Origin of the sequence: Paraliobacillus sp. JSM ZJ581, from assembly GCF_044383835.1 — a bacterium.
Lineage (GTDB): Bacteria > Bacillota > Bacilli > Bacillales > Amphibacillaceae > Paraliobacillus.
In genome coordinates, this window is sequence record NZ_JBISEP010000029.1 from 1 (window position 1) to 26,554 (window position 26,554).

Annotated in this window: 34 protein-coding genes; 27 read left to right on the forward strand and 7 right to left on the reverse strand. The window is 33.6% G+C overall.

Features of this window, described 5'->3' with window-relative positions; all coding sequences use genetic code 11:
- The first annotated feature begins 191 nt into the window (after positions 1-191).
- Positions 192-1,058, forward strand: coding sequence for a polysaccharide deacetylase family protein (locus tag ACH6CY_RS13340; protein ID WP_374067825.1), 867 nt, complete (start codon positions 192-194; stop codon positions 1,056-1,058).
- A 45-nt stretch (positions 1,059-1,103) separates the two neighbouring features.
- Here the strand turns inward: ACH6CY_RS13340 and ACH6CY_RS13345 are convergent, their stop codons facing one another.
- Positions 1,104-2,576 carry an aminotransferase class I/II-fold pyridoxal phosphate-dependent enzyme gene (locus ACH6CY_RS13345; RefSeq protein ID WP_374067826.1) on the reverse strand — a complete coding sequence of 491 codons (1,473 nt, stop codon included), beginning with the start codon at positions 2,574-2,576 and terminating at the stop codon, positions 1,104-1,106.
- 104 nt (positions 2,577-2,680) lie between these two features.
- Here ACH6CY_RS13345 and ACH6CY_RS13350 point away from each other — a divergent pair, with 104 nt between their 5' ends.
- Positions 2,681-2,959, forward strand: a complete 279-nt coding sequence (locus ACH6CY_RS13350; protein WP_374067827.1) for a UPF0223 family protein — start codon at positions 2,681-2,683, stop codon at positions 2,957-2,959.
- 60 nt (positions 2,960-3,019) lie between these two features.
- Here ACH6CY_RS13350 and ACH6CY_RS13355 read toward each other — a convergent pair whose 3' ends face one another.
- A complete protein-coding gene (locus ACH6CY_RS13355) occupies positions 3,020-3,637 on the reverse strand; it encodes a YktB family protein (RefSeq protein WP_374067828.1) in 618 nt (205 codons plus the stop codon).
- Between the two features lie 188 nt (positions 3,638-3,825).
- Between ACH6CY_RS13355 and ACH6CY_RS13360 the strand changes: the two genes are divergently transcribed.
- Positions 3,826-4,629 (forward strand): inositol monophosphatase family protein, encoded by an 804-nt coding sequence (locus tag ACH6CY_RS13360; RefSeq protein WP_374067829.1) that lies wholly within the window; start codon positions 3,826-3,828, stop codon positions 4,627-4,629.
- A gap of 80 nt (positions 4,630-4,709) precedes the next feature.
- Here ACH6CY_RS13360 and ACH6CY_RS13365 read toward each other — a convergent pair whose 3' ends face one another.
- Positions 4,710-4,913, reverse strand: coding sequence for a YlaI family protein (locus ACH6CY_RS13365; protein ID WP_374067830.1), 204 nt, complete (start codon positions 4,911-4,913; stop codon positions 4,710-4,712).
- 152 nt (positions 4,914-5,065) lie between these two features.
- On the opposite strand from ACH6CY_RS13365, the gene ACH6CY_RS13370 reads away from it, so the two are divergent.
- On the forward strand, positions 5,066-5,311 hold the full coding sequence (locus ACH6CY_RS13370) for a hypothetical protein (protein ID WP_374067831.1): 246 nt from the start codon (positions 5,066-5,068) through the stop codon (positions 5,309-5,311).
- A gap of 11 nt (positions 5,312-5,322) precedes the next feature.
- Here the strand turns inward: ACH6CY_RS13370 and ACH6CY_RS13375 are convergent, their stop codons facing one another.
- Complete coding sequence (locus tag ACH6CY_RS13375; protein ID WP_374067832.1) at positions 5,323-5,925, reverse strand: YhcN/YlaJ family sporulation lipoprotein; 603 nt, start codon at positions 5,923-5,925, stop codon at positions 5,323-5,325.
- A gap of 193 nt (positions 5,926-6,118) precedes the next feature.
- Between ACH6CY_RS13375 and ACH6CY_RS13380 the strand changes: the two genes are divergently transcribed.
- The 5 genes from ACH6CY_RS13380 to ACH6CY_RS13400 all read left to right on the forward strand — a co-directional run bounded on the left by ACH6CY_RS13380 (position 6,119) and on the right by ACH6CY_RS13400 (position 10,630).
- Entirely contained in the window at positions 6,119-6,400 is a 282-nt protein-coding gene (locus ACH6CY_RS13380; RefSeq protein ID WP_374067833.1) for an Fpa/YlaN family protein, read from the forward strand.
- Between the two features lie 96 nt (positions 6,401-6,496).
- The gene (ftsW, locus tag ACH6CY_RS13385) at positions 6,497-7,675 is read left to right on the forward strand and encodes a putative lipid II flippase FtsW (RefSeq protein ID WP_374067834.1); all 1,179 of its coding nucleotides are present in this window, start codon (positions 6,497-6,499) and stop codon (positions 7,673-7,675) included.
- A gap of 168 nt (positions 7,676-7,843) precedes the next feature.
- Complete coding sequence (gene cyoE / locus ACH6CY_RS13390; RefSeq protein WP_374067835.1) at positions 7,844-8,782, forward strand: heme o synthase; 939 nt, start codon at positions 7,844-7,846, stop codon at positions 8,780-8,782.
- A 29-nt stretch (positions 8,783-8,811) separates the two neighbouring features.
- The gene (locus ACH6CY_RS13395; protein ID WP_374067836.1) at positions 8,812-9,267 is read left to right on the forward strand and encodes a DUF420 domain-containing protein; all 456 of its coding nucleotides are present in this window, start codon (positions 8,812-8,814) and stop codon (positions 9,265-9,267) included.
- A 202-nt stretch (positions 9,268-9,469) separates the two neighbouring features.
- On the forward strand, positions 9,470-10,630 hold the full coding sequence (locus ACH6CY_RS13400) for a GNAT family N-acetyltransferase (protein WP_374067837.1): 1,161 nt from the start codon (positions 9,470-9,472) through the stop codon (positions 10,628-10,630).
- Positions 10,631-10,722: 92 nt separating this feature from the next.
- On the opposite strand, the gene ytvI is transcribed toward ACH6CY_RS13400, so the two are convergent.
- Positions 10,723-11,781: a sporulation integral membrane protein YtvI gene (gene ytvI, locus ACH6CY_RS13405; protein ID WP_374067838.1), complete on the reverse strand. Its 1,059-nt coding sequence runs from the start codon at positions 11,779-11,781 to the stop codon at positions 10,723-10,725.
- A gap of 266 nt (positions 11,782-12,047) precedes the next feature.
- Here ytvI and ACH6CY_RS13410 point away from each other — a divergent pair, with 266 nt between their 5' ends.
- The 8 genes from ACH6CY_RS13410 (at position 12,048) to coaD (ending at position 16,140) form a co-directional block, all read left to right on the forward strand.
- Positions 12,048-12,476: a CBS domain-containing protein gene (locus ACH6CY_RS13410; RefSeq protein ID WP_374067839.1), complete on the forward strand. Its 429-nt coding sequence runs from the start codon at positions 12,048-12,050 to the stop codon at positions 12,474-12,476.
- A gap of 302 nt (positions 12,477-12,778) precedes the next feature.
- Entirely contained in the window at positions 12,779-13,180 is a 402-nt protein-coding gene (ylbD, locus tag ACH6CY_RS13415; protein ID WP_374067840.1) for a spore coat protein YlbD, read from the forward strand.
- 11 nt (positions 13,181-13,191) lie between these two features.
- A complete protein-coding gene (locus ACH6CY_RS13420; RefSeq protein WP_374067841.1) occupies positions 13,192-13,425 on the forward strand; it encodes a YlbE-like family protein in 234 nt (77 codons plus the stop codon).
- Between the two features lie 60 nt (positions 13,426-13,485).
- A complete protein-coding gene (locus ACH6CY_RS13425; protein WP_374067863.1) occupies positions 13,486-13,926 on the forward strand; it encodes a YlbF/YmcA family competence regulator in 441 nt (146 codons plus the stop codon).
- Between the two features lie 42 nt (positions 13,927-13,968).
- The gene (locus ACH6CY_RS13430) at positions 13,969-14,244 is read left to right on the forward strand and encodes a YlbG family protein (RefSeq protein ID WP_374067842.1); all 276 of its coding nucleotides are present in this window, start codon (positions 13,969-13,971) and stop codon (positions 14,242-14,244) included.
- A 309-nt stretch (positions 14,245-14,553) separates the two neighbouring features.
- Positions 14,554-14,748: a hypothetical protein gene (locus ACH6CY_RS13435; RefSeq protein WP_374067843.1), complete on the forward strand. Its 195-nt coding sequence runs from the start codon at positions 14,554-14,556 to the stop codon at positions 14,746-14,748.
- 347 nt (positions 14,749-15,095) lie between these two features.
- Entirely contained in the window at positions 15,096-15,665 is a 570-nt protein-coding gene (rsmD, locus tag ACH6CY_RS13440) for a 16S rRNA (guanine(966)-N(2))-methyltransferase RsmD (protein WP_374067844.1), read from the forward strand.
- Positions 15,658-16,140, forward strand: coding sequence for a pantetheine-phosphate adenylyltransferase (coaD, locus tag ACH6CY_RS13445; protein ID WP_374067845.1), 483 nt, complete (start codon positions 15,658-15,660; stop codon positions 16,138-16,140). The genes rsmD and coaD overlap by 8 nt, the downstream gene beginning before the upstream one ends.
- Here the strand turns inward: coaD and ylbJ are convergent.
- Positions 16,135-17,340 carry a sporulation integral membrane protein YlbJ gene (ylbJ, locus tag ACH6CY_RS13450; protein WP_374067846.1) on the reverse strand — a complete coding sequence of 402 codons (1,206 nt, stop codon included), beginning with the start codon at positions 17,338-17,340 and terminating at the stop codon, positions 16,135-16,137. The two genes, coaD and ylbJ, sit on opposite strands and share 6 nt — an antisense overlap.
- A gap of 237 nt (positions 17,341-17,577) precedes the next feature.
- On the opposite strand from ylbJ, the gene ACH6CY_RS13455 reads away from it, so the two are divergent.
- Positions 17,578-18,594: a SepM family pheromone-processing serine protease gene (locus ACH6CY_RS13455; RefSeq protein WP_374067847.1), complete on the forward strand. Its 1,017-nt coding sequence runs from the start codon at positions 17,578-17,580 to the stop codon at positions 18,592-18,594.
- A gap of 28 nt (positions 18,595-18,622) precedes the next feature.
- On the opposite strand, the gene ACH6CY_RS13460 is transcribed toward ACH6CY_RS13455, so the two are convergent.
- Positions 18,623-19,840, reverse strand: a complete 1,218-nt coding sequence (locus ACH6CY_RS13460) for a nucleotidyltransferase (protein ID WP_374067848.1) — start codon at positions 19,838-19,840, stop codon at positions 18,623-18,625.
- 121 nt (positions 19,841-19,961) lie between these two features.
- On the opposite strand from ACH6CY_RS13460, the gene ACH6CY_RS13465 reads away from it, so the two are divergent.
- From ACH6CY_RS13465 to ftsL, 9 genes are all read left to right on the forward strand, one after another.
- Entirely contained in the window at positions 19,962-20,486 is a 525-nt protein-coding gene (locus ACH6CY_RS13465) for a YceD family protein (RefSeq protein ID WP_374067849.1), read from the forward strand.
- Between the two features lie 87 nt (positions 20,487-20,573).
- Positions 20,574-20,747, forward strand: coding sequence for a 50S ribosomal protein L32 (gene rpmF, locus ACH6CY_RS13470; protein WP_090856965.1), 174 nt, complete (start codon positions 20,574-20,576; stop codon positions 20,745-20,747).
- 115 nt (positions 20,748-20,862) lie between these two features.
- Entirely contained in the window at positions 20,863-21,312 is a 450-nt protein-coding gene (locus ACH6CY_RS13475) for an RsfA family transcriptional regulator (RefSeq protein ID WP_374067850.1), read from the forward strand.
- 124 nt (positions 21,313-21,436) lie between these two features.
- Positions 21,437-22,309 (forward strand): 2-dehydropantoate 2-reductase, encoded by an 873-nt coding sequence (locus ACH6CY_RS13480; protein WP_374067851.1) that lies wholly within the window; start codon positions 21,437-21,439, stop codon positions 22,307-22,309.
- Positions 22,310-22,313: 4 nt separating this feature from the next.
- The gene (locus tag ACH6CY_RS13485) at positions 22,314-22,697 is read left to right on the forward strand and encodes a DUF3397 domain-containing protein (RefSeq protein WP_374067852.1); all 384 of its coding nucleotides are present in this window, start codon (positions 22,314-22,316) and stop codon (positions 22,695-22,697) included.
- A 43-nt stretch (positions 22,698-22,740) separates the two neighbouring features.
- Positions 22,741-24,363, forward strand: coding sequence for a bacillithiol biosynthesis cysteine-adding enzyme BshC (gene bshC / locus ACH6CY_RS13490; RefSeq protein WP_374067853.1), 1,623 nt, complete (start codon positions 22,741-22,743; stop codon positions 24,361-24,363).
- 352 nt (positions 24,364-24,715) lie between these two features.
- Positions 24,716-25,147, forward strand: a complete 432-nt coding sequence (gene mraZ, locus ACH6CY_RS13495) for a division/cell wall cluster transcriptional repressor MraZ (RefSeq protein ID WP_374067854.1) — start codon at positions 24,716-24,718, stop codon at positions 25,145-25,147.
- Between the two features lie 38 nt (positions 25,148-25,185).
- Complete coding sequence (gene rsmH / locus ACH6CY_RS13500) at positions 25,186-26,166, forward strand: 16S rRNA (cytosine(1402)-N(4))-methyltransferase RsmH (protein WP_374067855.1); 981 nt, start codon at positions 25,186-25,188, stop codon at positions 26,164-26,166.
- A complete protein-coding gene (gene ftsL, locus ACH6CY_RS13505) occupies positions 26,163-26,549 on the forward strand; it encodes a cell division protein FtsL (RefSeq protein WP_374067856.1) in 387 nt (128 codons plus the stop codon). The genes rsmH and ftsL overlap by 4 nt, the downstream gene beginning before the upstream one ends.
- Positions 26,550-26,554: the final 5 nt, after the last annotated feature.

A 26,554-nucleotide genomic window follows, 5' to 3' on the forward strand; every position in this document is an offset into this window, starting at 1 on the left:
AGATTTGGGGAGGTACTTCTTTTTTTGTATCTCAAACTTGTTGGGGCACAAGGGTTATAAATTATGAAATTCACTCAAGTGCGAATTAATACGTGAATGTACAATGATTTTTAAAAACTAATTGATATTGCAGATATTCGAAACGGTTTATCGTATAATAGTTGTATATATAAACAGCAGGAGGTTTACAGATGAAGCGTAGAGGCTTGTTGCTTAGCATGTTGCTATTAGTAGTAGCGATAATTTTTATTATAACAGCATGTAGTAATAGTGACCAAAAAAAAGACAATAGTAAAGAGGAAGAAACTAATACAGAAGAAGCCAGTGATAATAACGAGGCTGAGGAAAACGAAGACTCAAATCATGAAGAAGAAAAAGAACAAGTAGTCAAACAAGTTGAAGTAGAATATGAAATTAATGAGAATTCATCAGTAATTCCAGTAAATGATGCTGATGAAAATGTAGTATTACTAACAATTGATGATGCACCAGATAAATATGCTTTAGAAATGGCGAATACGTTGAAAGACTTAGATGCAAATGCAATCTTTTTTGTGAATGGTCATTTTTTAAATACAGATGAACAAAAAGAAACTTTAAAAAAGATTCATGAAATGGGATTTGAAATTGGCAATCACACAATGACACATGCAAATTTAACAAAAATAGATGAACAAACACAGCGCCAAGAAATTGTTAGTTTAAGTGATCTAATAGAAGAAGTTATTGGAGAACGTCCGAAATTCTTTAGAGCCCCACATGGTGCAAATACGGATTATTCTAGAGAACTTGTTAAAAAAGAAAAAATGATATTAATGAATTGGACATATGGATATGATTACTTTGCTCCTTATCAAGATGCAGAAAAGTTGAAAAAAGCAATGATCTCAGGTGAAGGACCGGAAGTGGGTGAAGAATATTCACTTCTAAAACCAGGTGCCAACTTATTAATGCATGATCGGGAATGGACAAATGCTGCAATGGCTGATATTGTCATAGGTTTAAGAGATAAAGGGTATACAATGGTAAATCCCCGTGCAATTAAAACAATAGAATAAGGGTGAAATTAAACCGAGCTTGCTTAAGCTCGGTTTAAAATAATGTCATTGAAAAGGTTTCATTTCTTTAATAACATGAATAGTTGCTAACGTTTCATCTTCTAGTCCTTGGACAGGTAAACCGGTTTGAATATTCTTTTCTACATATGCTAAATTTGCTTCGGTTATTATTTCACCCGGAATAAAAATAGGTATACCAGGCGGATAGACCATGATCGATTCCGCACTAATTCTACCTGCCGATTCTTTTAATAAAATCGTTTCGGTTTCTGAATAGAAAGCATCCCTTGGTGTTATACTCAATTTAGGTATAGGAGGGATCGTTACTTCTATTTGTTTATTGGTTGGATTAGCTTGGTAGATGCTAGAAAGATGACGTAAGGCATGAATCAATTTGTTTGTTTCGATAGACGTATCACCAGGTGTAATAATACAAAGGATATTATACATATCAGATAATTCTACTTCTATATTATAATTATCTCTTAACCATTTCTCTACATCATAACCAGAAATACCTAATTGTTTAACTGAAATAATTAACTTAGTCGAATCATAATCAAACGTCGCCTCGGTTCCTAGCATTTCTTTACCTGGACAATACAGATGAGGGATCGCATTAATAGCTTTTCTTGTAATTGTTGCAAGTTCAACTGTTTTATTGATTAGCTTTTCACCTGATATAGCTAATTGTTTCCTTGCGACATCGAGAGAAGCTAATAAAATATAAGATGTTGATGTAGTTGTAAGCATAGATAAAATGCTCTGAACCCGTTCGTGGGAAACTAATCCCTTATTTAAATTCAATACAGAACTTTGGGTTAATGAACCACCAAGTTTGTGGACACTAGTAGCTGCCAAATCAGCTCCAGCTTGCATTGCTGATAAAGGTAAATCATTGTGAAAGTGGATATGTACTCCATGTGCTTCATCTACTAACACTGGAATATTATTCTCATGTGCGATAGTCACAATGCGCTTAAGATCTGCAACAATACCAAAGTAGGTAGGATTAATGACAAATACCCCTTTTGCATCTGGATGCGAGTTAATTGCGCGCTTAACAGATTCAGGTGTTATACCATGTGCAATTCCTAATTGATTGTCTAATTCAGGATGGATGAAAATAGGGATAGCACCAGCGAAAATAAGTGCGGCGGTAACCGACTTATGAATATTTCTCGGTACAATAATCTTATCGCCTGGTCCACAAACGCTCATAACCATTGCCATGATCGCACCACTAGTTCCTTGAACCGAAAAAAAAGTATAATCAGCACCGAAAGCTTCCGCCGCTAACTCTTGTGCTTTTTTTATCATACCTCGAGGATGATGAAGATCGTCTAAAGGGCTAATATTAATTAAATCAATAGACAATGCATTTTCCCCAATAAAATTACGAAAATTCACTTCCATTCCATGCCCTTTTTTGTGACCAGGGATATGAAAGGATGTTGGTTTACTGTTTACGTGTGCTTGTAAGCCTGAAAATAAAGGTGTTTGATTTTGATCTTGCATAATCGGTGCTCCTCTTTATACAATTAAAGTTAGAAAACAAAAAAATTATAGCAAATAATAAATGAAATTACTAGCTAACGAATTAGAAAGAAAGGAAGAATGAAATGAATTATAGTTATCCACTAAATGAGTCATGGACAACAGATGAGATAATTGATGTAGTCAACTTTTTATCCTTAATTGAAAAGGCGAATGAGCAAAGTGTAAAGCATGATGATTTGATTTTTGCATATCAATGCTTTAAACAAATTGTTCCATCTAAAAGTGAAGAAAAACAAATAGACAAACATTTTCAACAAAGTACAGGATACTCCATTTATCGGACAATGAAGCAGGCTAGAGAATCATCATTATTAGGATTAGGGGTATTCAAAATGGATTAAGGTAAGGGACGTGTCCCTAAAGCATTGACAGTCAGCTTTGGGACACGTCTTTTAACTATATTATAAAACATGCATCGCTTTTTGATACAAAGGAACTAGCGTATCAAACGTTTCTTTTACATCATTAATAAATACTTCAGTATCTAGTTCTATGGCCGTTTCTTTCGAAATATGTTTTCCAATTAATAGCTCTGCTTTTTTCACGGTACGTACGCGATTTAAATGTTCGCTAGATAATTCTTGAATAGAAATGGCATCTTTTTTTGTGTGATCTAATGATACAACAAATGAATTAGGTAAACTTTGTAGTTTGTCTATATCAGACAAGAATTGTGTTGCTATTTTATCTTTTCCAGGTAACTCATAAATAAATGCAAGCCAGACAAAAATATGATCATCAAATAAACCTAATTGAAAATGTGGATGTTTTTTGTAACCGCGTTTATTTTCGCAAATTGCAAGCCATGTATCATTCGGTGGATTAACGGAACGGCGAGCATGCTTGGCAATGTGTAGAAACATTTCCTGTCCGAGCTTAACGGAAAGATGATCGGTTAATTCGGTACCAATTACTTTAAATTTTGGTTGAATTCGTTCTTGAATTGCTTTCATTCTTTCATCAAGTCCGTCTATATAAAATGTATCAAAATCTTTTTTCTCAAATCCTTGTAATTGCATAATAATTACCCCTTTCGATATAAATGAATCTATTAGGTTTTAGCTTAGATATATAGTACAATTGAGTAGACTAAATGTATATTTACTATAACATAATCACATTTTTTATGATAACAAAGTGAATGTAATGAAGCGTGATTGAAGTGTATTTTCAAAGCCGGATCAAGTGTTAATTTGGAGGGATAATATTGGACAAAGCAGAACGTGATAAGTTATATGAACAAGCAAAGCATTGGGTATTGGAAGCGGGTGAAATTATTCGGAGAAGTTTAAATAAGACACTGAAGGTAGAGACAAAATCAGACCCAAATGATTTAGTGACTGAAATGGATCAACAGACGGAAAAATATTTTGCGGATAAAATCAGATCGAGCTACTCGTCACATAAATTGTTGTCTGAAGAAGGTTTTGGGGATGATTTATCAACAATGGACGGGGTAGTATGGATTTTAGATCCGATTGATGGAACGATGAATTTTGTTCACCAGAAACGAAATTTTGCTATATCTTTGGCCATTTACCAAGATGGAATTGGTCAAATAGGGTTTATTTATAATGTAATGGAAGATGTCTTATATCACGTAAAGAAAGGAGAAGGTGCGTTTCGTAATGAAAGACAATTAGCTCCTTTAAAAGAACATGTTCATTTGGAAGAGAGTATTCTCTTAGTTAACAGTTTGTTGAGCTGTGAAAATAATCGATTGAATCATATGAAAATACAAGAGCTTATTAAAACGGTTAGAGGAACGAGATCCTATGGTTCTGGTGCATTAGAATTCGCAGGTGTCGCAGAAGGCATATTAGATGCCTATATTTCGATAAGATTATATCCATGGGATTTCGCTGCTGGTGTGATGCTTATCGAAGAGGTTGGTGGTATTACAACACAAATTGATGGGACGCCATTAAACTTCCTGACAGAAAACACAGCTTTCTCTGGGCACCCATTGCTAAAAGATAAAATTATTAATCAATATATCGAGTTAAAATAACCATTGTATTTTAATTATAACTAAGAAAGAACAAGTATACATGGTAACATGTTCTGCTTGTATACTTGTTTTGTAATATCTTAAATATAAGGATCTTCTTTCTTCGGTTGTTCAAATAATTGAAAGTCACCGGTTTCTTGCCTTTTTTTTGTGTTTTCACCTATACGTGCTGTGCAGTTAGGGCATAGGTATAAGTGTTTTTTTCTATTTCTTAATTTTTTTGCTAATGGGGAGTCATGATTTATATCATCTACGGTATCGCAGATTGGACATTTTACTCTCATCTCGTCACCTCTATTTCTTGTGATAAAGATTTTCTATTCATTAGTTTACCATAGTAATCTAAATAGGAGAAATAGCGAATATTAATGAATCGTTTAAAATGATTTTTTTACGGGAATGATTACTAATATGAATAGCAAGAAAGGGTGATTAAGTGCGAAAAAGTATTGTATATACTATAATAGCTAGTATTTTGCTTTATTACACTGTTAATAAAGAGGCACGTGATAAAGGAATGATGGCAGTAAAAAAATGCGTTAATACTATGAAAAAATCAAAATCATTTCCGATTGAAGAGGCAGGTGTGCCAGAAGTAGATAATATAGAAAATGCTAAAATGGTTGATGAGGGTTCTCAGTTCGGTGTAGCATATTTTAATCATTTAAAAGAAAGAGAATAGGAAGTAATGCCCTATTCTCTGTTTTTATTCATATAGTGATTCGATTGTTCTTCTTGAATTTTTTCTAAATCTTTTTCTTCTTTATTGGATATACTGTCCTTGTTCTGATCTGATTCATTCGTATGCGTATTTTTTGGTGGCGTTTCTGGCATGTATCTACCGACAATAGCTGATAATTCTTCTATAATATTTTGTATAGGATGCCCTTCTTGAAATCCTTTAGCCATATTTTTAATTCTTTCTGTTCCATCAGCATCAGCAATTACGACAGCGGTTTTTCCATAAGGATCATCATGTAAGGCTTCTGTTACCGCATACTTAATCGTTCCTACTCTAGATCTGTCCAGTTTTTCATTGACATCTATGCCCACAACAGCGTAAGGGCCAGCAATCAATGCAGTTGCTTCATTTACATCTGGCACACGATTGGCCACACGAGCGAGATGTTTTGCTATTTCTTGATTAGTTAATTTTGTTTGTTCAGACGATGGATCTGAATTTTTAACTTGTAGCATGTGATCATCTGACTTTTGATCTGAAAGTGACTGTTCTTCATTGGATTGGCAAGCGGATAAAAGAAAAGCTAAACAAATAAAGAAAAAATATTTTTTCAATTTAGTAACCCCCAATCTTTTTCAAGATTATATTTAGGGTTATTTTTTGTTGAATTTTAAAAGTTATTCATTAATCTCCAATAATGCATAATATGTCGTTAATTCTTTCGTTGAATATTTTCTATCATCTTGCATTTTTTTATTTTTAACGCTAATATAGAAAGAAGAAGTTGTATAATGGAGGGGAATGAATTTGATACCTAATGTGGCTGAAAGTAATACAGAAAAAGCCTATGCCCTTCTTAAGGCGGATGCTGAAAAAATACTTAAATTGATTAAGGTTCAAATGGATAATCTTACAATGCCTCAATGTCCATTATATGAGGAAGTATTGGATACACAAATGTTCGGTTTATCAAGGGAAATAGATTTTGCGGTACGATTAAATTTAGTTTCTGAAGAAGAGGGAAAACAACTGATAGATAGTCTAGAGAGACAACTAAATTTATTACATGAAGCTGCGCAACGAACTTGAACAAGTGAGTGAGTATCTATCGATAGATAAAAGCCTTTGCCATGTAATCGGCAAGGTTTTTTTATTTCAATAAGATGATATTGAAGGGGAAAAGTTATGAAACAGAGATGGAAAACATTTGACTTTATCCTGATTTTTGCACCAATTATGTTAACTCTATTTGGTATTGTAATGATTTACAGTGCTAGTATGGTCATTGCTGTGAAAGATGGATATCCAGCTAATCATTATATGATGAAGCAGATTCAATGGTTTATCATTGGATTAGGTCTATTTATTTTCTGTATATTTTTTAATTATCGTCATTATCAAAAGTTAATGAAATTTATTGTGGGTATTTTAATTGTTATGCTCATTGTGGTTTTATTTGAAGAGCCGATAAAAGGTGCTAAATCTTGGCTATCTATAGGTGGCTTCTCTGTTCAGCCAGCGGAGTTTGTGAAACTAGGATTGATCATGTACCTAGCATCTGTATATTCAAAAAAACAACATTACATAGCACATTTTGGTACGGCGGTATTACCACCTTTAGTTATGACTGGGATATTGCTAGGTTTAATTACACTTCAACCTGATATAGGTACTGCTGCGATTATCTTTTTGATTGCATGTAGTGTTATTTTTAGTTCAGGTATTAAATTAAGACATTTATCATTATTAATTGTGGCTGGGATTGGCTTTGTTATTTTAGCTGGTGCGAATATGCTTAATAGTGAACGTTTATCTAGGTTTTCTGGTGCATATCAACCGTTTTTAGACGCGGAAGATAGTGGGTATCAATTGATACAATCCTATCTAGCTATTGGTACTGGTGGGATAGATGGTTTAGGGTTAGGTCAAAGTATACAGAAACTTGGTTATTTAACAGAGGCACATAATGACTTTATTATGGCAGTTGTTGCAGAAGAACTTGGTTTTGTGGGCGTTGTTGTTGTGCTATCTTTATTAGCGACTATTGTTTTGCGAGGCTTATATATAGCAAGAAAATGTCAAGATACATTTGGTTCTTTATTAGCTATTGGTATTTCATCGATGATAGGTGTTCAGGCGTTTATTAATTTAGGGGCTATTAGTGGATTGCTACCGATCACTGGTGTGACACTGCCGTTTATAAGTTATGGTGGCTCTTCTTTACTTGTATTATTAATCTCCATGGGAATTTTAAATAACATAGCCAGACATGTGAAAAAAGCCAATTTAGAACCGAATATGGAGAGTGAACAAGCTTACACCGATCAAAAACCAAAAAATATTCGTCGTGTACAGATGCAATAAAATAATTACTACGTTTCAACGCTAATGCTGTTTGTGTTAGCGTTTCTTTTTTTAGATATTCTACTAAAAAGTATAAAAAGCTTGAAAAAAGGGCTAAAGTTTGCTAAAAATATGAGAGTATGTATATTTTTTTTGTATATATAAAATATGAATGGTTGTGATAATAAGATGCAGAAATATGATTCAACAGCTGAAGAAATGCTGACTAATTCAGCCGACCAAGCTGTAGAAAAAATAAAACGAACAGCTGATTTAAAAGCTTTGTTTAAAACAGGAATCATTCAATCTAATGTAATGACAGCTCTTGCAGGTTTTCTATTAGCACTTTACCAAAATCAACTACAATTAAATGACTATTGGTTAGATTTATTTCTCATGTTAATCGGTAGCGCATTAGTGATTGCAGGAGGAAGTGTGTTAAATAATTATTATGATCGAGATATTGATCTGATAATGATTCGTACACAAAAACGTCCTACTGTTACTGGAACGATGTCATTAACAGTTATTTTATTGCTAGGTATCCTATTGTCTATTGTGGGTGTTATATTTTTATTCATTACATCATGGCAAGCAGCTTTTTTTGGGTTTCTTGGTTGGTTTGCTTATGTCGTATTATATACGATGTGGTCAAAACGACGATATACGTTGAATACAGCGGTTGGAAGTTTATCAGGAGCTGTACCACCTTTAATTGGCTGGTCTGCGGTTGATCCTGATTTATCTATAATGGCATTTGCGTTATTTGTACTAATTTTTGTATGGCAAACACCGCACTTCTTAGCATTGGCCATTAAAAAGAAAGATGAATATCAAGCTGCGAATATTCCTATGTTGCCTGTAGTATATGGATTCGATGTGACTAAGCGTCAAATTATATTCTACATTATTTGTTTGCTGCCAATTCCGTTTTTCTTATATGAATTAGGACTTCTCTTTTTTCTCTTAGCAAGTGGGCTAAATATTGGTTGGCTAATGGTAAGCTTAAAAGGAATCAAAAAACAAGACACATATAAGTGGGCTAATAAAGTATTTGTGTATTCATTGTTTTATTTAATGATTATTTTTATCAGTATAATTATTTTCACATTACCTTCTATTATATGAAAGTAATGGGTTAGAATGGAGAGGATGACATGCCACTATTACCTACGATTAGTACAGCGTTGATTGTATTAAGTGCTATTTTAGTTGGGGTTGGTTGGATATTAGTTGTTAAGAAAAAGTATAAAGCACATAAGAAGGTTATGATTGCTGCTGCTATTAGTGCATTAGCCTTCTTTATTATTTATGCATCACGCACGATATTTATTGGTAATACAAGCTTCGGTGGTCCGGAAGATTTGAAATTGTACTATACCATTTTCTTGATTTTTCACATTAATCTCGCTACAATTGGAGCGATATTTGGAATTACGACGCTTGTATTGGCTTTTAAACGAAAGATCAAAAAACATCAAAAACTAGGTCCTATTACAAGTATTATTTGGTTTTTCACTTCGATTACAGGAGTAATTGTATATCTTTTACTATATGTATTTTTTGATGGTGGGGAAACAACCAGTATGATTAAAGCGATATTAGGATTTTAAATAAAAGAGTTGTCTAATTTAGACAGCTCTTTTATTATATAGATAGGTGAATGAGGAAAGAAGACACCTAGCATCCTTCTCCTAAATTAGCAATACAGTTAACCCGTATATCTTGCGAAGAAATTGATAACAAGATGAAAGAAGGATTAATTTAAATCTACGAAGGGTTGTGTAAATAATTAAAAACAATACAATAAGAAACTTGACAGCAAAAGATTTTGATCAAGCAGTTTGCCTTGAAGAATATGCATTTAAATATAGACTATCAGAAGTAGAAAAGTTGGAAAGAAAAGAGGTAATGCAAAAACGAGAAATAAATTTAGGTTCTTTTGTAGATAATCAGCTAGCTGCTAAACTACATATTTTACCGTTGCAACTTTTTTTAGGAGATGAAAAGTTAGAATTTGGTGGCGTAGCAGGTGTGGCTACTTGGCCGGAGTTTCGTAGAACTGGACATATTCATCAATTATTAATGCGATCATTTGCTGAAATGAAGGAACAAGGATTTACGTTATCTATGCTTCATCCATTTTTAATTAAATTTTATCGTAAATTTGGATATGAAGTAACAAATTATACGTACAAATATGACTTGACCCCTAAAGATATTCCAACATATCAAACAGCAGGATTTTGCAAAAGAGTAGCTTTTGAACAAGAGAAAGCAACATTAAAAAAGTTATATAAAGATGAAGCATCGCAATATGGTTTAATGATGAACAGAGATGATTGGTGGTGGGAAAAGCGCGTTATTTCTGAACAGGACACAATCATCATTTATTACAACCGAGCAGGAGATGCACTTGGGTATTTGATTGCTGACATTAATGCATCCCATTTACGCATTAAAGAATTTGTTTATCAATCCATTGATGCTTGTCAAGGATTACTACAATGGCTCAAAAATCACGACTCAATGGTTAATTCAATTACGCTTGTTGCACAACCGAATCATTCTTTTGCTTTTTATCTTGATAATCCGCGTATTCCATTAATTAAAAAAGCTTATTTCATGTCACGTATTATTGATTTTTCTGGATTTATGAAAAAATATCCGTACATTACTGCAAAAGAAAAAGTTCGTCTGCTTTTCAAATTGGAAGACGAACATGCATCATGGAATAATGGGAAATGGCTAATAACATTTGAAGATCGAAAATGTAAGCAAGTTGAAAAAGTCGATCAAGCAACCAATGTTGATATAAATTTTGAAGCAAATATTAATTCAATTACTGCATTGCTATTGGGCAGTGAGTCGTTAGAGAATTTACAAATATTCGGAAAAATTATAGTGAAAGAAGAAAAGATAAGGTGGGATGACATTAGTCAAATAAACAAACCACATTTATTCGATTTTTTTTAGCTTGTTTGTCCATTGTTTGATCATATAACAAACCGCACCGATTGGTGCGGTTTGTTATATGAATATGAGGTGCTTTTTTGTGCGTTACATTGTTATAATTTAAAGTCCCATTTAATAATACCTGCTTCTTTTGCAGAGTTAAAGCCAATAACGACTAATGGTCCAATAATAAATCCTAAAAACCCGAATAGTTGGAGACCAATGTACATAGCAATTAATGTGGCTAATGGTGATAAACCAATATGTTGTCCCATTACTTTTGGCTCAACGGTTCTACGGATTGCTAACAGGATAATCGCAAGGATAGCTAATTTGGTTCCCATAACGAGGTCTCCAGTAATATACATATATAATGACCAAGGAGCTAAAATAGCGATAGATCCAATAATGGGTATAAAATCAATCGCCCATATGATTAATGACATAATAATCGCATATTGTGGCACAATCAATAGTAAACCAAGCAATGTAACAATAAATATAATAATACTAACAAGAAATTGAGCTTTAAGAAATCCAAGGATAAGATTTGATAATCTTGTATTCATAAAATGAACTTTTTCAGCTGTCGCATCAGTTAAATAGCGATAAACACTTGCTTTTAGTACAGGCAATTCAATCATAAATAAAAACAATGCAATCAGATACACTAATAAGCTAACTAAATATTCTGGAATAGTTGCCACTATTCCGGCGATTTTTTCCACTTGCAGCTGTGATTTTATTGTATCGCTAAAATTGGTAATGTTATTTGCAATACCATCTCGGATTTCTGTAATAAATTCTGCTGGTAAATCCTCCATCATATTTTCCATTTGTGTTTGCCATTCAACAAACTTATCCATTATTTGATTAATATATGTTGGTGTATTCTCAACAAAATTAACAATGTGTGTTACAACACTTGCAATAACATATGTGCCTAAAACGCCTGTTATTAAAACAAATATGAGAAAGACAATAATAACAGAGACTTTACGGTTCAATTTGAATCGGAATTGTAACCAATGAATAAACGGATTCAGGCATAATGCGGTCAAAAAAGCAAGAATTAATGGTAAAGAGATAGGAAGGATAAAGTATCCAATAAGTAGCAATAGTGCAGCTAAAAAAATATATAACAAATGACGTTTAGTAAGGTAACGAAACACTTGAGTATGGAACTCCTTTCGAGAAACGAAAAAATAGTAAAAAAATTATGTATAAACAGAATATAGCATGAAGTAAAGGATTTGAATAGTCTACTAATTAAAAAAATATATTATGAACGAATATATCGCCACGTTTGATTTCTTTTTGTAAATAATATGTGGATACATGAAAGATTTCGATTTATTCGGTCATAATAAGATAGTGAACGGATTTATCCGTTCATTGTTTTATCGTTTAATCCAAAAGCATTGAAGGAGGAAACAGTTTGCGATCAATAAATGAAATTATGTCAACAGACTTAACCTATTGTACACCTGATGATACTTTAATTAATTGTGCAAAACGTATGACAGAAAAAAATGTTGGAGCAATTCCAATCTGTAAGGAATCTCTTGAATTAATTGGTATGGTGACAGATAGAGATTTAGTATTACGTGGTTATGCAAAGGATAAACCAGGTACTACAAAAATTGACGAAGTAATGAGCGATTACCTTGTTACTGTGGAGTCACATACAAGTGTCCAAGAAGCATCTGATTTAATGGCCGAACATCAGATTCGACGATTACCAGTTGTTGCTGGTCAGAAATTAGTTGGTATCGTTGCTTTAGGTGATTTGGCACAAGAGGAACAATCGAATGTGGCAGCAGGTCGTGCGCTAGAAGAAATATCAGAACAAGATCAATTGCATTAAATATTGAAGACGTTTTGTCTATTAAGGACAAAGCGTCTTTTTCATTGTTCGTGATGGATGAATACTTATAATTAGCTCTAACTATACTATAAATGTAACATGCTTACTCACAATTAAAGTCACTAGCTGATAAAGGGAAGTTTATCAAACATTTACTGTCATGTTCTTTTGTTAAAAAATACTTAAACGAACAAGACTACGTATTGACAGTTAGTTTACAAATATAAGGTGCACGTGTGATAAGTGTATACATATACTAAATTATATTAAGAATAATGTTGGGTATGTGAGGTGTGTTCTTTATGAGAAATGAACAAAATATCGAACAATTCAAGACATTTGTAAAGCGTTATCCAGGCACGATTAAAGAAGTTAGAAATGGTAATAAAAAGTGGCAAGAATTTTATGAGAAATGGGTTTTATTAGGTGAAGACGATCCTAGTTGGGAGAACTATAAGCACACAGATGAAGTATCTAATGTAAAGAATAATAGTTCAAAATCAAGTAAGCAATGGATGAAGCAAATGACTGATATAGTAGAAAAAATAGATTTAAGCAAAGTGGAGGGACATATCGGTCAACTTAATGGAGCAGTTGCAAATATCCAATCATTAATCGGTCAATTTCAAGAAGTGAAAAAACAAATACCTACTAAAGCGAAGCAGTTTCCCAACAGAAACCCATTTCAACACTACTATGATTAGGAGTTCATTCAATGGATCCACTTATTTATCAACAAGTTAAAAATAATGCAAGCGTGCTTTATTACATGAGGCATGATCCGTCGTGGTATCGTAAGTTGTCAAGAAATCCAATGGCATTAGTAGATATGGAAAAGCAAGCCAAAATATATCAAGGTAGAACAATTCCGCAACGCGTGGAACGTATTTCAGAACAAATGCAATTATTAGGAATGTTTCTTCAGATGGCAAGTACAATGAAAGATTAGTACTTGCACTTTTTTTTTTGACATATTATTGATATGATTATGTTATGGAGGTGAACAATGGTGTTGGCAACAACAGAAATTGTAGAATTATTAGATCGTTCTGAACAAATTGGACAAATGATCCTTTCATCTGATGTAATGGATGAGTATATAGAAGCAAAAAAACGCCTTGTAAATGATGCGGAAGCACAAATACTGATCAAGCGTTTTAATGATAAAAAAGAACAATATGAAGAAGTGCAACGATTTGGACGTTATCACCCTGACTATAGCAATATAATGAAAGAAATTAGACAAACAAAGCGTGATATGGATATGAATGATTGTGTAGCAGCTTTTAAAGTAGCAGAGCGAAATATTCAAACATTACTTGATGAAATAAGTCATTGCATTGCACATAGTGTAAGTGATCAAGTAAAAGTACCTAAAGCTGGTGCATTGTTAACAGATAGTAGTTGTGGTTGTGGTTCTGGTGGCGGTTGTGGCTGTCAAGCCTCATAAAAAACAAATACAGAAAATTATTAGTGTGAGTGAGGATAGATTATGCGTACAAATAGACAAGGTTTAGTTATTTGGTTTCAGCACATGAAAAACGTAAAACAAATTAAGCGATATGGACATTTGATTTATGTATCTAAAAATCTTAAATATGCAGTTATTTATGTTGATCAAGATGAAGTGAATGATAAATCAATTAAATTGGAAAGGCTTCCGTTTGTATCAAAAGTTGATCAGTCAGCTAAGCCTTTTGTGAAAACCGAATTTGAAAATGCACAAAAAGATAAAGCAAAAGAATATGATTATAAAATGGGGATATAACTTAAAGGCTCTGTTAAAGTTGGTTATTGATACTTACTTAAATCAAACAAGCGTTCTGTAATCAAGTCCTAAATTATGACGTTGGGAGTAATCTACTAAATTCAGTGGCATAACATCGGTTAACAGAATAGTTAATCGATGCACTTACTACGTCATCATCAACTGGAATGTTAATGGAAGAAGTCTTAGAACGTTATTTACTTCGTAAATCAGCAGAGTTAATTGGGACGTTACTCACGTTAGCTTGTTTTATTGAGCGCAAACTTAATTTTAATGACTAGACTATTACGTGTGGTTAGGGGGGATAAGATGTTTTTTTGGCTCAGCATAGCCTTATTAGGTATTTTTACAGCTATTAGTGTAGTTGTGTCTGATAAAAAGCTAAGTAAAAATCAAAAGAAGCGGTCTGTAATGACTATTTGGGGAATTGCTGCTTCAATAACTGTTATTCTTTTAATTGTGGAATATAGCTACCTTATAGCTGATTTTATACATGAGATATAACGTTTTAACCTAGGTTGTTATTTACAGAGGTGTTAATCGAATAACAAAATTGAACATTAACAGAGCAACTTAAAAAAAGCCTGCAGATATATATTATCTGCAGGCCCTTTTTAGTTTCTATACATTAGAAAACTAAAAAGGCAAAGGGAGAGGAGAAACCGGAGGAAGAACTTATGGGGAAACGTAAGTCTTCTCCGTCTTCAAGAAGTAACCAAAGCATTAATTAGCTACCTCACTAAATTAGTATGGACGATAATGCTAGATCTATACCTAATAAATATTATTTCTCAATATTAAAAATTGTGGTAGGATAGAATTCGAATAAAAGAAATGAAGAGGTGGCGCTGGTGAGGGTGGTTGCAGGGACATATAAAGGTCATCGTATAGAGACGGTACCAAATAAACTAACTCGACCGACAACAGATAAAGTAAAAGAAGCATTATTTCAAATGATTGGTCCGTTTTTTGATGGTGGAGTATTTTTAGATTTATTTGCGGGAAGTGGTGCTTTAGGTATTGAAGCAATTAGCAGAGGGATGAATCAAGGGGTATTTGTAGATCAACAAGCAAAAGCAATTCAAACGATCTATTCAAATATTAAGAAATTGAATATGGATAAGCAGGTAGAAGTATATCGCACAGACGCTTTTCGAGCATTAAAGGCTGCTGGTAAAAGAGGACTAGTATTTGATATTATTTTTTTAGATCCACCGTATAAAAAAGTATCATATGAGAAATTGCTAAAGCAAATAAATCATTTTAAACTTTGTAATGAAAAAACAATTGTTGTTTGTGAACATGATGGGAGAGAAAAGCTCTCAGATCATATTGAAGCATTTAATAAAATAAAATCGGAAACCTATGGCAGTGGTACTTCCATTACCTTATACCAGTTAGGAGATGAATCCTGTGAATAGAATAGCTATATGCCCAGGAAGTTTTGATCCAGTAACTTTTGGTCATCTGGATATTATTCAAAGAGCGGCTAAAGTCTTTGATCATATTATTGTAGCAGTTTTTAATAATCAATCAAAAGCACCACTTTTTACGGTTGAAGAAAGAGTAGATTTGTTAAGAGAAGCAACATGCACTATTCCTAATGTTTCCGTTGATTGTCATAGTGGGCTTTTAATGGATTATGCTAAAGAGAAAGAAGCCCAAGCAATCGTACGTGGTCTTCGGGCTGTTAGTGATTTTGAATACGAACTACAACTCGCCTCCATGAATCGTAAATTAAATGAGGATGTTGAAATGTTTTTTATTATGACAAATAATCAATACTCGTTTTTAAGTTCTAGCATGGTTAAAGAAGTCGCTAAATATAACGCGAATGTATCTGATTTAGTGCCGAAAGCAGTTGAAGATGCGTTGAAAGAAAAATTTAAATTATGATGCGTATCTATATAGACGATTAATCATAATAGATATTGCAATACCTAAAGAAATTAATGTGATAACTGGTCCATAATCTGATAAATTCAACCATAAACTAAAGCTTTCTGTAGATCTAAATAAGTTTAGTGTTGTAGTAACGTGACTTGTTGTTTGAGTCGGATCATATACATATGGAAATAGTAAAAAGGCAATGCCGCTAGCTAGAACACCATGCAATAACCTAGCAAAGAAGTATGGTAAGAAACGAATATCTGTTTCAGCCAAAATACTGGCCACTTGAGCTTGAACTGAAAATCCATTAAATGCAAAAATAAAGCTGACTGCAATGGATTTTGCTAATATACTGGATAGGTTTGTGTCAGCTATTAATTGAGCACCTAGTGTAATTTCAAACAACCCTGAAAAAATTGGCAATGCTAATTCACTAGGTAAATGGAATATTTCTAGTATTTTCGCAAGCCCATTTGATAAGAAAGGTGCTACACCTATCCGAAGTAATAGAGTTGTAATGACTGAGAATATGATGATGAAGCCACCGATCATTAGTAATGTTTGGACAGAATTGACAATGGCATCACCAAAAATTTTACCGAATGGGCGTTGATCGCGTATCCGAGTTTTGTGTAATGCTTCAAATGCTTTTTTTACAGACAATTTAGATCGCAGTTCATTTCTCTTTTCTTGTCTTTTACCATAAAAACGCATGCAAAAACCGACCAAGGCATTACTAGAGTAATGGACAATCGCAAGCAGGAATCCGAGTGATGCATCATGAAACAAACCTACTGAAACAGCTGCAATAATAAATAAAGGGTTTGATGCATTAGTAAAAGAAACTAAACGTTCGGCTTCAATTTGAGTGATCTGTTTTTCTTGACGCAATCGAGCAGTCAATTTTGCGCCAGAGGGGTATCCGCTTGCCATTCCCATTGCCCAAACAAAACTACCAGCGCCAGGTACATTAAATATTGGTCGCATAATCGGTTCAAACAACACCCCGATAAAACGAACAACCCCAAAACCGATCAGTAACTCAGCTGTTACAAAGAAAGGTAATAGAGAAGGAAAAACTGTTCCCCACCATATATTAATTCCACGCATGCTAGCTTCTAAAGTATAATTTGGAAAAACAATTAACCCAACTGCTATTAGTAATGCGAACAATGCGAGGGTTGCAGATTTTATTTTGGATTTCAAAGTTATCGCCTACTCCCGATACTATTCTGTACTTATTTTTTAAAAAATAGTAAACTAAAAATAGTTTTATTTTTTTGTCTTATATTCAATATACGTAGACATGCCTTTTTTTTATGCGTAGTAATAGATGAAAAATGTATTTATTTTTTGTATCCAGCACTGCATATACGATTTAGTTCAGTGAATGAATTGATTTTTCAAAGAAAGTGAATTAGTTAAAAGTAAAGAGGGGAAAATATGATTTGGAATAAAAAACGTATCATTTTATATGTTTTTCTCATTATCATTTTGATGTTTGTCACCTTATATCGCCTACCTTATTATATTTACAAACCAGGTACTGCTGACGCTTTAAATAGAGTGGTGAGCGTAACAGACGGATTTGAGAGCGAAGGAGACATGCATTTAGTGACCGTTCGTGGTGGTCAAGCAACACCATTACAATATGCGTTGGCATTACTTGATCCGTTTCAAGATATAAAATTGCTTTCTGACGTATTTCCTGAAGGTGTATCGCAAGAAGAGTATTTCAAAGCACAGTTACAAATGATGGAAAGCTCTCAGGAGGCATCAACTGTTGTTGCTTATGAAGCTGCAAACAAAAAGATAGACATTTCTTATAAAGGTGTATATGTTGTCTCTGTTATAGAAGGGATGCCAGCCGAGAAAGTATTGCAAACAGGCGATAAAATTATAGCAGTAAATAAACAACGAGTTAACACTGCTGAATCATTAATTGATTTAGTTGATAAACAATCAACTAGTAGTGAAATTACATTAACCATTGAGCGAGAGGATACTAAAAAGGAAGTGGAAGTTGGTTTAGTCCCTTTTCCCGATGAACCTGATCGAGTAGGAATAGGAATTCAATTAGTTACTGATCGTGAGGTGACTGTAGATCAAGAATTGAATTTTTCAAGCGGTGATATAGGTGGCCCAAGTGCTGGATTGATGTTCGCTTTAGAAATTTATGATCAATTAATAGAGGAAGATTTGACTAAAGGATTTCAAATAGCTGGTACAGGTGAAATTAGTTATGAAGGAGAAGTTATACGCATAGGTGGCATTGATAAAAAGGTTATTGCTGCTGACGAAGAAGGTTGTGACATTTTCTTTGCACCAAATGAAGGTGGTGCAAAAGATTCAAATTATCAGATTGCATTACAAACAGCAAAAGAAATAGATTCATCGATGAAAATTGTTCCAGTTGATACATTTGACGACGCGATCAACTATTTAAATGACTTAAAATAAAAAGAATGAGCGTGCTATCATAGCACGCTCATTCTTTTTTTTGATAAGGTGGTTCAAGTTCTTGTTTCCGCATTTTTTTTCTTATGTTAGGGGATAGTATGGCATAGTATGCATCGGTTACACGTTCTTCCATTGCCATCATTAAAGAAGATTGTTTTTTAAATTGGGTAAGGAGAGGGATGGCTCTGTCTTTCTTTGTTTGGTTTAAATAAGCTTTTCCTTGCTCAGATAATCCCAGTAAACGGATATATGAAAAAGGTACCTGCTGTATTTCATTAATTGATTGTTTTGTTGTATTTGTTAAAATATGTGTAAATATTCGTTGGAGTCTTGTTTGCGTATATCGTTTTGTTTTCAGTAATTGCATCCATTCCTTAAAACTAGTTGCTTCCTTAGCAGTTCGAGTCATTCGATTTTCAATGCCTTCATCGATGCCATGAATGTTTTTTAAACTTTCTTTAGACATTGTTAAGACTCGGTATTGCAATAATGAAAAATAATTTTCCCATGTATGCCAAATCCCGGTTGTTTGTTTGTATGCATTTAAATAAGCTATACTGTTTTGAGAGAGTGTTTCATTTATTGTTTGATCCATTACTCCATTTGTAAGTAACATATTTCGAATGCTTGTTGCACTAGCAAATGGTTTAGTAATATGCTGATCATGATAGTCACTTTGTTTTCTTTGAATAGTAAATGGTTGCATTGTTGGGTTTACTTTTTCAATTGCTTTTAAATAACTAAAACCAAGTATGTTATTAGGTTGCATTAAGTCAAGTTCATTCGTATCAGCCATACCTATTTTTTGAAAAGCTTTATTATTTGCAGTAGGAAAAGAATTCCCAAGAGATAGCTCATCCTTTAATGTCTTATTAAATAATAATTGATTTTGTTTATATCGATCAAAAGCACGTTGAAATGCGGTGATATCACCATTTTCACTCCCAAAGCAGATGGAGGAAACAAGCATTTCATTAAGTATTTGCACTGCACCAAGAGAGAACAAATCACTGTGCTGAACGACGTTTGAATAGGGTAGCTCAATAACTATATCTACTCCTTGGTCTATAGCCATTTTAGCTCTTGAAAATTTATCTGTAATGGCGGGTTCCCCTCTTTGAAGAAAGTTACCACTCATTACAGCGATGATACAATCTGCGCTAGTTTGTTTTTTCGCCATTTGCAAATGATAATAATGCCCGTGATGAAAAGGGTTATACTCGACAACTAATCCACAAGCGTGCATGTAGCTCACTCCTTCTGGGTAGTATTGTATCATATTTAATAGAATAACTACTGTAAAGAAAAAATGTTGACAAAACAACGAATTACTTTTAAAATAAACGTTGTGCCTTGAGGTGATAGAAATGAAAATATCCATTCAGAAAATAGTACGTTCTGATGATTATCAGTTTGATGAGATAGTAGATATTTCAGAAATTGAAAGCTGGAATAATGATATTCGTCAAATTAGTCCTGTTCAAGTGAAAGGTCACGCAAATATGCAAGGTGATCAAATTACCTGTTATATTAAAATGATAGGCACGATGGTCTTGCCGTGTGCACGTTCATTGATTGATGTGCAATACCCGTTCGAAGTGGATACTGTTGAAGTCTTCTCAACTAACCCATATTATCAAGCGGAAGATGATTCCGAAATTCATCCAGTTGATGGAGAGATGCTTGACTTAGAGCCTTATATAAAGGAAAATGTTTTATTAGAGATTCCTTTTCGGGTATTTGCAAGTGAAGAAGAAATTGAGAAATATGGTTTGAATTCTGGAGAGGGTTGGGAAGTAGTTTCCGAACAACCACAAGAAGACACCATTGATCCAAGAATGAGAAAGTTGCAATCTTTGTTGGATGAAAAGGAAAATAAAGAAAATCAATAAGGTGAAGTGAAAAAAATAACTTCCCACCCTATGTGTTGATATAGCAAGGTTAAGATTTTCGTTTTGTAAGTGAAGGAGGTGTAAGACATGGCAGTACCAAAGAGAAGAACTTCTAAAAAAGTAAAAAATCAACGTCGTACACATAAAAAATTACATGTACCAGGAATGGTTGAATGTTCAAATTGTGGTGAACTTACTAAACCTCACCATGTTTGTAAATCATGTGGACAATATGATGGAAAGCAAGTAGTTGATCAATAATAAAGAAAAAAGATGGCAGAAACTCTCTCTGGCATCTTTTTTAATGGCTTTCTATTCTACCACCCCTATTGTTTGCATATATTAATAGCAAATGTAATAGGAGAGGGGGAATCAAATGAATGTAACAAGACAAGATGCTTGGTCTAATGACGAGGATACATTACTCGCAGAAACAGTGTTACGTTATATTCGTGAAGGTAAGACACAACTAGAAGCATTTAAAGATGTAGGAAAGTATTTGTCGCGAACACCCGCGGCATGCGGATTTCGATGGAATGCATCGGTTAGGAAAGAATTTCAGCACGCTATTGAGCTAGCGAAACAAGAAAGGAAAGAATCGTCGTATCCGTTTATAAAAGAGCTGAAAGATGAGCTCGCTTCCCATCCATTGGAGACAGCAATATCTATTTTGGAAGATATGAAGGGGAGTTATCGTTTTTTAAAAAATCAACATGCAGAATCTGTAGCAGAAGAAAATAAAAAGTTAAAACAAAAAATAAAACAATATGAAGAAATATTTTTTAAATTAGAACGATTGTGTAGTAGTGCAAAACAATTAAAATAAGGCCTTGTATTTGACAAGGCCTTATTTTAATTGAATGGCTGTTTTTATCAGAACTAGACGAATGAACGAGATTTTTTATATACTATTAGCAGTGTTTCGTCCGAATGTATAGAGGAGGATAATGATGAGAATAGGAATTATCGGTGGTGGAGCGATTGGATTGTTACTAGCTTCGCTGTTAAGTCGATCTGGTCAACACCCAATCTTGTTTGTGAGAAGTAAAGAACAAAAAAATCAAATTAATAAGAATGGTATTTTATACTTACCTGATCAAACTACTTTTAAAGTGCAAGCAGAACAGATCAATGATTTAAATCAAATGGATATCTATATTGTGTGTGTGAAGCAACACGATATTCGTTCGATTAATTACAAATTAAAAGATTTTAATGGCGCAGTTATCTATTTACAAAATGGTATGGGTCATATTGATTTATTAAGTGAATTAAAAACTGAGCATACGATCATATTAGGAACCTGTGAGCACGGTGCGAAGAGAAAAAATCAGCGAACCGTCATACATACTGGAAGAGGAAAAATAAATTTAGCGTTGTATAGTGGAAAGCAAACATTGTTAATGGATTATAAGAAGACACTAAGTAATGAAGCTTTTCCGATTGAAGTAGCACCTGATTGGGAAGCGATGTTAGTTAATAAGCTATTAATAAATATGGTTATTAATCCAATAACGGCTTTATTTCAAGTGAAAAATGGTGATCTTTTAACAAATCCACATTTACATACACTAGCAAAATTAGTCTGTAAAGAAGCCTGTACTGCGCTCAAAGTAAATGAACAGAAGCATTGGGAGCGAATCGTTCATATTATTGAACAAACAAAAGAAAATGATTCTTCAATGAAAGAGGATATATCCTATAATAGAAAATCAGAAATAGAAGCAATTTTAGGTTATGTATTAAATAAAATATCTCTCGAATCTTCTGTTATTCATTTTTTATACTTATCTATTAAAGCTTTAGAAGAGCAGAAGGAGTGATGTAATGATACAGGCATTTGGAATAATGTTGGCGATGATAGTTACATTTCCTTGGTTAGCCACGATTTCTTTATATATTATTATAAAACTTATGTATAAAAATACGAAACGTGCACTGCATCTTAGTGTTGCATATTCAACCTTACTTTATATTGTTTCTGTTATGATAATGTTACAACAATTATTTAATCACAGTTTTTTTGGGCTTATAATCATTTTATTATTATCTGGTTTAATGTGTAGCATCATTATTCAATGGAGGTTAACGGATGAAATTATTTTAAAAAAAGCTTGGAGAATTTTTTGGCGTGCTAGCTTTGTGTTTTTTTTGTTTTGCCATCTTATATTATCTATAATAGGAATTATTATAACAATTATTAATATATAACGATCAATAAAAGAACTTATAACAAACAAAGGGGCAGGTATTTGTGGAAATACATCCAGTAACAATAACGCAGCAACCTTTATTGAAAGATTATTATAATCAAAAACAGCAGATTATGAATAAATTTTCCTATGATCCTTATAGAAAAGAGACAATGAAAAAACGATTAAGTGATATTGAGAAACAAACATACGATCGAAATCAATTGGCTGATGTTTTATTCGATTTGAACAGACGTTGGAATGCAAATGAAATGACATTTCAACATATTGAAGCATTGCGTAATCCTTCTAGTGTTGCTGTCATAGGAGGTCAGCAAGCAGGTTTATTGTCAGGTCCGCTTTATACCATTCATAAAATAGTGTCGATTATTGTTTTTGCTAAACAGCAACAACAGTTGTTAAATGTCCCAGTAATTCCAGTTTTTTGGATTGCAGGTGAAGACCATGATTTTGATGAAATTGATCATATTATGGTACCGAATAATAAGAAGATGAAAAAGCATCGAATCGAACAACGTATTTTAGGAAAGCAGCCAATTTCTGAATTGGAACTAGATCATGAAAAAGTATTATTTTGGTTGGACACTCTTTTTGAGCAAATGGAAGAAACATTACATTCGAGAGCATTATTTGATTTACTAGTAAAACAGCTTAACCAATCTAATACGTATGTTGACTTTTTCGCCCAACTTATCCATGAGTTATTCGCTCATGAAGGACTAGTATTAATTGATTCAGGTGATGATCAAGTAAGAAAAATGGAGTCCGGTTGTTTCGCGCAATTAATTAATCATCAACCTAATATAAGTAAGCAAGTTTATCAGCAATTACAATCTGTCAAACAGGAGGGGTATAGTGTCTCTATCGATGTCGATGAAAATGACGCTCACTTATTCTATCACGTCAATGGGGAACGTGTTTTATTAATTAAAGATACAGAAGGTAGATGGGTAGGAAAGAATGGGGAGTGCAGGTTAACGACGAATGAATTATTGCAAATTGCAGAAAAATCACCAGAGCGGCTCAGTAATAATGTGGTGACACGACCGGTAATACAAGAATGGTTATTCCCGACTTTAGCATTTATGGCTGGCCCAGGGGAATTAGGATATTGGTCTGTTTTAAAGCCAGCATTTCAAGCATTGGGTTTGAATATGCCCCCAGTATATCCGAGACTTTCCTTGACAATAATCAATCGTAAAAATGAGAATTTTAGTAAGCAATTTGATATGCCCATAGATGAAGTAATCAATAAAGGTGTTCAACTAAAAAAGATGAATTGGTTAGCAATGCAACAACATCCACCACTTAATGCATTGGTAGATCAATTATCGATATCAGTTGACCAAATGCATCAACCATTGCGAAAGATTGCATCAAGTTATGGTCCGGATTTAGAAGATTTAGCAAATAAAAACCTTGCTTATATACAAGATCATATTCAGTTTTTACAAAAAGCTATTGATAAAGAAATAACAAAAAAAAACCAACATGTCATTGATAAATTCGATAACATGGAAGTGATGCTTCATCCCGAAAATGGTTTGCAGGAACGATGTTGGAATATTATCTATTTTATTAATCAGTATGGATTTGACTGGTTGAAAAATTTAACGGACTATCCATACTCCTTTTTAGAAAATCATTACGTAGTAAAAATATAACCACCACTATTCACCACAAAAACGTTACGCATACGAACTGCGTAACGTTTTTTTATGTTTGCTAAATCATAAATCATGCTACATCTAGCAATTAACAAGACTCTGCTCATCCCTGAACGATAAATCAAAATAAATTCCTTATGTCGAGATACTTTTTAAAACTTCTCTAGTGCAGTCGATTTCATACATCGTTAATCGGGCGTTAATGCTTTTGTCCTCTTACGAAAGGCCTTTAGGGGCGCTCCTTTTTATCCGAAATAAAAAAATATTAAAATATTAATAAAAACAATTAAAAAAAAGTGGAGGAAAGTGGGGGGATGTGGTAACATTATAAAAAAGGTGGGCGATTATTATGTTCATGGGAGAATACAAACATAATATTGATACCAAAGGACGGATTATTGTTCCTGCAAAATTCCGCACTGATCTTGGTGATTCTTTTGTTATTACAAGAGGTTTAGATCAATGTTTATTTGCTTATCCCATGGAAGAATGGCGTGTAATAGAAAATAAGTTAAAAAAACTACCTTTAACTAAAAAAGACGCACGTGCCTTCACTCGTTTTTTCTTTTCCGGTGCTGTGGAATGTGAAGTGGACAAACAAGGAAGAATAAATATTCCCGCCTCTCTTCGCAAATATGCAGTGTTAGATAAAGCATGTGCAGTAATTGGAGTTTCGAATAGAGTTGAATTCTGGTCAGAAACGAATTGGAATACTTATGTTGAAGAATCAGAGGATTCTTTTGCAGAAATTGCAGAGAATATGATGGATATCGATTTTTAACAAGATAAATATAATTGAAAATGAAGAAGGTGTAACTAATGTTTGATCATAAAAGTGTATTACAACATGAAACAATAGATGGGCTAAATATCAAAGAAAATGGCATATATGTTGATGGTACGCTTGGTGGTGGCGGTCATTCTGAAGCTATCTTAAAAAGTCTTGGATCAGATGGGATGCTAATTGCTTTTGATCAAGATGAACATGCACTGAATGCAGCTAAACAACGATTGGAATGTTATCAAGACAACGTGATATTTATACATTCTAATTTTCGTTTTTTAAATGATAAGTTAGAAGAAGAAGAAATCAAAGAAGTGGATGGCTTGTTATTTGATCTAGGTGTGTCGTCTCCTCAATTAGATCATGTAGAAAGAGGCTTCAGTTATCAACATGATGCTAGGTTGGATATGCGGATGGACCAAACACAAGATACTTCTGCATATGACGTAGTTAATCATTGGTCATACGAGGCGTTGGTCAGGATGTTTTTTCAATATGGTGAAGAAAAATTCTCTAAACAAATTGCTAGAAAAATTGAAGCTAAACGAATGGAAAAATCAATTGAAACGACATTCGAACTAGTAGAAATTATAAAAGAAGGAATACCAGCGGCGACAAGACGAAAGGGTGGTCACCCAGCGAAGCGCGTGTTTCAAGCGATTCGTATAGCAGTGAATGATGAATTACGAGCATTTTATGATGTGTTACATCAAGCAGCTCAAGTCGTGAAAATAGGAGGGAGAATTGCTGTTATTACTTTCCATTCTTTAGAAGATCGAATGTGTAAGCAGGCATTTAAAAAGTGGAGTACAGCATTACCAGTACCAAAGAATATCCCTATCATACCTGAGGAAAGTCAACCGCCTTTTAAATTAATTACAAAAAAACCAATAGTAGCAAAAGCAGAAGAATTAGATAGTAACCGTAGAGCGCGATCTGCTAAGTTAAGAATCGTAGAAAAAGTAAAGCCTTGGAATCATGTGTTTTCATATAAAGAGGGGTGGAGAGATAAATGAGTGCGAGCGGAGCAAGGGAATGGCAGCAATCAGTAAGTGATTACGCAAATGTAGATCGTCAGGTAACACAAAGAAAGCAAACAAAAGTTTATGTGAATCACCGCTGGGTAACACCAGGCGAGAAGTTCTTGTATGTTGTATTTGGACTCTTCGTTACGATTGCTTGTGCGTATACTATTCACTTTAGTTCTAGTTTGGATACAATGAATCGAGATATGCAACAACTTGAAGGTCAAATTACAAAGCAACAAACAAAAAATGAAAACCTTACATATCAAGTGAAAGAACTGAGTAACCCTGATCGAATTCTAAGTATCGCCAAAGAAAATGGTTTAAAAATCCAAAACACAGAGGTAAAACAAACAGCAGAGTTAATTGAATAGTGCTT